Genomic DNA, 6,167 nt, shown 5'->3' with positions numbered 1-6,167 from the left:
AAAGCCTGCTTCACCGAAAGCATTCAAACCCAAATTGCAGCAGCGGAAGCACTCCCGGACGCCATCTCCCGTGCGGCTATGACGCTCGTCCAGTCGCTGTTGAACGGCAACAAAATCCTCTGTTGTGGTAATGGCACTTCCGCCGCCAACGCACAGCATTTTGCTGCCAGCATGATTAATCGTTTTGAAACCGAGCGCCCTGGTTTACCTGCCATTGCACTAAATGCCGATAATGTGGTCTTAACCGCGATTGCCAACGATCGCCTGCACGACGAAATCTACGCCAAGCAGGTGCGCGCGTTGGGACACGCTGGTGACGTACTGCTGGCGATTTCTACGCGCGGCAACAGCCGGGATATTGTGAAAGCCGTGGAAGCGGCGGTCACCCGCGATATGACCATCGTGGCGTTTACCGGTTATGACGGCGGTGAACTGGCCGGCCTGCTGGGTCAGCAGGATGTCGAAATCCGTATTCCCTCGCATCGCAGCGCGCGAATTCAGGAAATGCACATGCTCACCGTCAATTGTTTGTGTGATTTGATTGATAACACGCTTTTTCCACACCAGGACGATTAAGGAGAACACATGAAGGCTCTCTCGCCCCTCGCCATTCTGCTTTCTGCGCTACTGCTTCAGGGATGCGTTGCTGCAGCGGTAGTCGGAACGGCAGCCGTTGGCACAAAAGCCGCGACGGACCCGCGTTCAGTGGGGACTCAGGTTGATGACAGTACGCTTGAGCTGCGCGTCAACAGCGCCTTGTCGAAAGATGAACAAATCAAAAAACAAGCCCGTATTAACGTTACCGCGTACCAGGGGAAAGTTCTGTTAACCGGGCAAACTCCGGTCGCCGACCTCTCTGCCCGCGCCAAGCAAATTGCCATGGGTGTTGAAGGGACAACGGAAGTGTTTAACGAAGTGCGTTCGGGTCAGCCGATCGGCTTAGGTGCCGCCTCTTCGGACACCTGGATTACCACCAAGGTCCGCTCCCAGCTTCTGACGACCGACCAGGTGAAATCATCCAACGTGAAAGTGACGACCGAAAACGGTGAAGTGTTCCTGATGGGTCTGGTGACCGATCGTGAAGGACGCGCGGCGGCGGATATCGCCAGCCGGGTGAGCGGCGTATCTCGCGTGACAACCGCCTTTACCTATATCAAATAAGCCCTAATGCATCCCGGCTGGCGCTACGCACCGCCTCCGGGAAACCACATCCAACGTGGCTTCTGATTATCTCCCCGGTGGCGGCTGACGCCTTACCGGGGCTACAAGTTCATCATCGTCTGCTGTCACGTAGCCCGGACAGGCGCAACGCGCCGCCTCCGGGAAAACCATCAGATTAATGCCAGCCCGCCGACCACCGCGCCGCATAGCACCACCAATCCACCGGTCAGCCACAGCGCCTTCGCTGGAAACGCTTTGCGCAGCATAATCAACGACGGCACGCTAACCGCAGGCAGCGTGATGAGCAGCGCCAGCGCGGGCGCGACGCCCATTCCCGCCAGCATCATGGTCTGAACGATAGGGATCTCCGCCGCCGTCGGGATAACAAACAAGCAGCCCGCAATCGCCATCGCTATCACCCAGAACAGCGTGTTATCTACCACGCCATCGGCATGTGGGAATAACCAGACCCGCGCGGCTCCCAGTACCAGAACCGCCAGAATATAGACCGGGATGGTATTCCAGAACAGCGTCCATAGCGCGCTCAGCCAGCGGCTGAAGAACCCCTTCTCTGCGGTTGTTTCCACAGGCAATTCAGGCACCACCGCAGGTTGCGTCGCCGCTTCTTTTACCCACTTCTGAACCAGCGTTGCCACCACCAGCACGGTCGCCAACCCGGCGACTAACCGAATCAATGCAAACTGCCAGCCCAGCACAAAGCCCATAAACACCAGGGTCGCGGGATTGAGCAGCGGGTTACCCAGCCAGAATGCCAGCGCGCCGCCCATCGAGACCTGCTGCTTACGCATTCCCGCCGCCACCGGCGCGGCGCAGCAGGTACACATCATGCCTGGCAGTGAGAAAACCGCGCCCAGCAGCGTACCGCGAAAGCGCGACTGCCCCAGCGTACGCAACAGCCAGTTGCGAGGAATCAAAACCTGAATCAACGAGCCAAGCAGCACTCCCAATACCGCCGCTTTCCAGACCGCCAGAAAATAGACCAGCGCATAGTTCCAGGCTGCGGTTAAAGGATTGGCATCGCCGTCGGCCAGAATAGATTTACCGATACTGTGCGTCTCAGCGGCAGTGAACGCTTTGCCATAGTAGGGCTGCCATTTGACGAACCACAGACCGATGATAACAACGAGAAAAAAGAGCGCGGGCTTCCACCATTGAAACGATGATGCCGCCTGAGATGAAGACTGACCAGCCATAGCATTCCCCAGCAAAGAGTGAGCTTATAAATTGAAGCGCTGAATACTACGCCTCGCGGACAGCGATTTCACGCAGTTTTGCTGATGGCAGAATGGTGACGCCTTCTGCTGAGGGATTAAGGGCTTCAGCGAGCATTGCTCGCGCGACGTCACGGGCATCGATTGACTTCCAGTTACCCGGCAGCAGGCGAAAAAGCGGTGCTAACACCACTTCATTGCCCCGCTTCTTCTGACGATCCCCAAGCAGCATGGAGGGACGGGCAAAGGTTAGCCGCGGCCATGCCTGGGCACGCAGGGCCTGTTCCATCTCGCCCTTGACGCGATTGTAGAAAAAAATTGAATGCGGATCGGCCCCCATCGCGCTAACCACCAACATATGCTTCGCGCCCAGACGAAGCCCGGTCAGCGCAGTATCGACCACCAGCGTATAATCAGCATGAACAAATGCCTCTTTACTGCCCGCCTCCCGCAGCGTCGTTCCCAGGCAGCAAAAAACGATATCCACCGGATCGACAACCTGCGCCAGCGCGTCGCTTAATTGCGGATCGTGCGGATTGAGAATTCCTTGTGCATCAGCTAGCGGACGACGGGTTGGCGCAGTTATCGCGGCGATTCGCGGCTCCTGAAACAACATTCGAAGTAAGTGCCCACCAACCAGACCGGTAGCGCCAGTTATCAGTACCTGAGTCATCATTGCTCCTTCAGCTAACCCGTCATTCAACAGCGGACGGCTTAGCAAAAGTATGTCGTAAACGGAGGGATCTGCACGCCAAAGCGGAGGTTACTGAGCTGGAGAATCACGCAGCCAGTATAGCTTCTTACCGAAGCCGAGCGTGTTATCGGTAAACTTAAGCTCATCGGGACGAATCTCCCACACCGGGGCCGATAACATGCGGGCTACCGGAAAGCGGCTGACGTAGCGCTTGCGCATCGCCGCGGCTTCTTCACCTGCCAGCAGGCGGATTTCACCTTTAAACTGCACGCCGCGGATCAGCGCGACGGTTTTCGGCTGACCGTTGACCGTCCCGGCCACTTTGGCACGCCCCCCGGTCATTTGACCATGGCGCGTTTTTTCATCGCTGAGCAGATAAAAAGCGACCGTTTCCGGGTCAAAAACGTAAAAGGCATTGGCGCACCACAGCTCGTCATCGCGGCTGACGCACCAGGTCACAACGTGCTGCTTGCCCAGCCAGCGGCTGATAGCGGCGAGCGTATCCATCTTTACTCTCCAGTATGTTATGGTGCTCACACCTTAACATAGCGACCTGTGTACCGTGTGCTGGTTTCTCTATCTGATTCGTACTGCCGATAATCGGCTCTATACCGGGATTACCACCGATGTTTCTCGTCGCTTTTGCCAGCACCAGGATGGCAAGGGAGCGAAAGCGTTGCGGGGCAAAGGAGAGCTTCAGCTGGCTTTTAGTCAGAAAGTTGGTGAACACTCACTAGCGCTGCGGCTGGAGTATCGAATCAAGCAGCTAACGAAGCGCCAGAAGGAACGCCTCGTTGCAGGAGATGGTTCATTTGAGACTCTGCTGGAGGGTCTCAGAAGCGGTTAAAGTGGTCACTATACTCAACCAGTCCGTGCACGCCTTCCAGCGCGTCATCGGCCAGGCGATGGACCTGGAAAGCCTCGGTGGTATCCGGCCAGCGGCAGCGCAGGTCAAAATTAGCGGCGGCTTCAAAGCCAAGGCGACCATACAGCGCTGGGTCGCCAAGTGTTACCACGGCGGCATAGCCAAACTCATTGAGTGAATCCAGCCCTTCGTAAACCAGCTGACGCCCAATACCCTGGCCACGGTAGCTTTCATCCACCGCCAATGGTGCAAGACCAACCCACTGAAGCTCTTCGCCTTCAACGGCGACCGGGCTAAAGGCCACATAGCCCACGACCTGACCTTCGTCATCCGTCGCCACCACGCCCAGCGTGATCAGGCCATCTTCACGCAGACTGTGCACCAGATCGGCTTGCGCATCGCTGCCGAAGGTGCGACGCAATAACGCGTCGATTCCCGGTGCATCAATCCCAATCTCTACTCGAATCAGCATGCCTCACCTACCGATGTCTGTTCAGGTTTCCGCGGACCTTTCAGGCCAACTTCAACAAAATCCGCCAGCTGTAGCAGCATCACACGCAGCGCTTTTGGCATCTGCTCCAGCTCAATGGCATCCATCAGGTTTTTTACATACAGTCCCAGCTCAGTATCGCCTTCGATAACCAGCCGACGCTGGAAGAACAGCGTATCCGGATCCTGCTTACGCGCTGCAATCATCAGCAGATCGCTGGCATCGGCGCTAAAGCTGACGTCAGCTTCAGCCGTAGGACTCACCACCAGACGACCATCAACAACCGAGGTATACCACAGCAGGCCGATATCACGCACATTAATACTTAACCAGCGCCCCTCGAGAAAATCCAGTTCCCCATCCGCCAGCGCCTGGCGAAACTGCCAGCTTAATACTTGTTCCAGCACCTGGCGCTTGAGGGCAAAAGGCGCCAGCTTAACCGGCACGCTCATCATTGACGGGCCAAAGTGAACCAGTTTGGAACGCAGTTTATCCAACACAAGCTTTACTCCATGAATGCAATAGTTCTTCTATTGTGCCATATCAAATAAACGACATAGCGGCGTAAATCAACAAAATCACGATGTCGGGTACCTGGTATTGATTCCGCCAATACGCTTTTAACTGCCTCAAATCAAAAATTGTCACCAGAAGGTTAACTAAAATCCCTGCTCATTAACCATCCAGCGTCCCTGACGGGCCGCGTTTTTCAGGAAAAATTATGGAGCTGCTCTGCCCAGCCGGTAACCTTCCGGCGCTTAAGGCGGCCATCGAAAACGGCGCCGATGCCGTCTATATCGGGCTGAAAGATGACACCAACGCTCGCCACTTTGCCGGCCTTAATTTCACCGAAAAGAAACTGCAGGAAGCCGTCAGCTTTGTGCACCAGCATCGCCGTAAGCTGCATATTGCCATCAACACCTTTGCTCATCCTGATGGCTATGCCCGCTGGCAGCGTGCGGTCGACATGGCAGCCCAACTCGGGGCCGACGCGCTAATCCTCGCCGATATCGCGATGCTGGAGTACGCCGCCGAGCGCTATCCGCATATTGAGCGCCACGTCTCCGTTCAGGCCTCGGCGACCAACGAAGAGGCAGTGAAGTTTTATCATCGCAATTTTGACGTTGCCCGCGTGGTGCTGCCGCGCGTCCTGTCGATTCATCAGGTCAAACAGCTGGCGCGCGCCACGCCGGTACCGCTGGAGGTTTTCGCTTTCGGCAGCCTGTGCATTATGGCGGAAGGCCGCTGCTATCTCTCCTCATACCTGACCGGTGAATCGCCGAATACCGTCGGCGCCTGCTCGCCCGCGCGTTTCGTTCGCTGGCAGCAAACGCCGCAGGGGCTGGAATCACGCCTTAACGAAGTGCTGATAGACCGCTATCAAGATGGTGAAAATGCCGGTTATCCGACGCTGTGCAAAGGCCGTTATCTGGTCGACGGCGAGCGCTATCACGCGCTGGAAGAGCCCACCAGCCTGAACACCCTCGAGCTGCTGCCGGAACTAATGGCAGCAAATATCGCCTCAGTGAAAATCGAAGGCCGCCAGCGCAGCCCCGCGTACGTCACCCAAGTGGCAAAAGTCTGGCGTCAAGCGATCGACCGCTGCAAAGCCGATCCGCAGAACTTCGTGCCGCAATCGGCGTGGATGGAAACCCTCGGTTCCATGTCCGAAGGGACGCAAACCACCCTTGGCGCTTATCACCGTAAATGGCAGTGAGAACAGCA

General features: G+C 56.7%; 9 protein-coding genes. 4 read left to right on the top strand and 5 right to left on the bottom strand.

Annotated features, from left to right (window positions below; translation table 11 throughout):
• Together diaA and dolP are read left to right on the top strand one after the other, a co-directional pair.
• The coding region (gene diaA, locus QVF11_RS00845) for a DnaA initiator-associating protein DiaA (protein WP_287854838.1) at positions 1-576 on the top strand (576 nt) is incomplete at its 5' end.
• A gap of 9 nt (positions 577-585) precedes the next feature.
• Entirely contained in the window at positions 586-1,161 is a 576-nt protein-coding gene (gene dolP, locus QVF11_RS00840; RefSeq protein WP_142512708.1) for a division/outer membrane stress-associated lipid-binding lipoprotein, read from the top strand.
• A 170-nt stretch (positions 1,162-1,331) separates the two neighbouring features.
• Here dolP and QVF11_RS00835 read toward each other — a convergent pair whose 3' ends face one another.
• From QVF11_RS00835 to QVF11_RS00825, 3 genes are all read right to left on the bottom strand, one after another.
• Positions 1,332-2,375, bottom strand: coding sequence for a permease (locus tag QVF11_RS00835; protein ID WP_112213592.1), 1,044 nt, complete (start codon positions 2,373-2,375; stop codon positions 1,332-1,334).
• 46 nt (positions 2,376-2,421) lie between these two features.
• Positions 2,422-3,066: an NAD(P)H-binding protein gene (locus QVF11_RS00830; protein WP_112213591.1), complete on the bottom strand. Its 645-nt coding sequence runs from the start codon at positions 3,064-3,066 to the stop codon at positions 2,422-2,424.
• Positions 3,067-3,156: 90 nt separating this feature from the next.
• The gene (locus tag QVF11_RS00825) at positions 3,157-3,594 is read right to left on the bottom strand and encodes a YhbP family protein (protein ID WP_287854836.1); all 438 of its coding nucleotides are present in this window, start codon (positions 3,592-3,594) and stop codon (positions 3,157-3,159) included.
• Positions 3,595-3,640: 46 nt separating this feature from the next.
• On the opposite strand from QVF11_RS00825, the gene QVF11_RS00820 reads away from it, so the two are divergent.
• Positions 3,641-3,934 (top strand): GIY-YIG nuclease family protein, encoded by a 294-nt coding sequence (locus QVF11_RS00820; RefSeq protein ID WP_287854842.1) that lies wholly within the window; start codon positions 3,641-3,643, stop codon positions 3,932-3,934.
• On the opposite strand, the gene QVF11_RS00815 is transcribed toward QVF11_RS00820, so the two are convergent.
• Both QVF11_RS00815 and ubiT read right to left on the bottom strand, forming a co-directional pair.
• Positions 3,921-4,424, bottom strand: coding sequence for a GNAT family N-acetyltransferase (locus QVF11_RS00815; protein ID WP_287854834.1), 504 nt, complete (start codon positions 4,422-4,424; stop codon positions 3,921-3,923). The two genes, QVF11_RS00820 and QVF11_RS00815, sit on opposite strands and share 14 nt — an antisense overlap.
• Entirely contained in the window at positions 4,418-4,942 is a 525-nt protein-coding gene (gene ubiT / locus QVF11_RS00810; RefSeq protein ID WP_287854832.1) for a ubiquinone anaerobic biosynthesis accessory factor UbiT, read from the bottom strand. The genes QVF11_RS00815 and ubiT overlap by 7 nt, the downstream gene beginning before the upstream one ends.
• A 221-nt stretch (positions 4,943-5,163) precedes the next feature.
• On the opposite strand from ubiT, the gene ubiU reads away from it, so the two are divergent.
• On the top strand, positions 5,164-6,159 hold the full coding sequence (gene ubiU / locus QVF11_RS00805) for a ubiquinone anaerobic biosynthesis protein UbiU (RefSeq protein ID WP_049014787.1): 996 nt from the start codon (positions 5,164-5,166) through the stop codon (positions 6,157-6,159).
• Positions 6,160-6,167 lie beyond the last annotated feature (8 nt).

It is taken from the genome of Klebsiella sp., assembly GCF_027492335.1.
Taxonomy (GTDB): Bacteria; Pseudomonadota; Gammaproteobacteria; order Enterobacterales; family Enterobacteriaceae; genus Klebsiella; species Klebsiella huaxiensis.
The sequence above is the reverse complement of the archived record's forward strand: the minus strand, read 5'-3'. Positions and strand labels throughout refer to the sequence as shown.

Coding starts and splice junctions, on each gene's coding strand:
- dolP (WP_142512708.1), top strand. CDS start 586: ATGAAGGCTCTCTCGCCCCTCGCCATTCTGCTTTCTGCGCTACTGCTT.
- QVF11_RS00835 (WP_112213592.1), bottom strand. CDS start 2,375: ATGGCTGGTCAGTCTTCATCTCAGGCGGCATCATCGTTTCAATGGTGG.
- QVF11_RS00830 (WP_112213591.1), bottom strand. CDS start 3,066: ATGACTCAGGTACTGATAACTGGCGCTACCGGTCTGGTTGGTGGGCAC.
- QVF11_RS00825 (WP_287854836.1), bottom strand. CDS start 3,594: ATGGATACGCTCGCCGCTATCAGCCGCTGGCTGGGCAAGCAGCACGTT.
- QVF11_RS00815 (WP_287854834.1), bottom strand. CDS start 4,424: ATGCTGATTCGAGTAGAGATTGGGATTGATGCACCGGGAATCGACGCG.
- ubiU (WP_049014787.1), top strand. CDS start 5,164: ATGGAGCTGCTCTGCCCAGCCGGTAACCTTCCGGCGCTTAAGGCGGCC.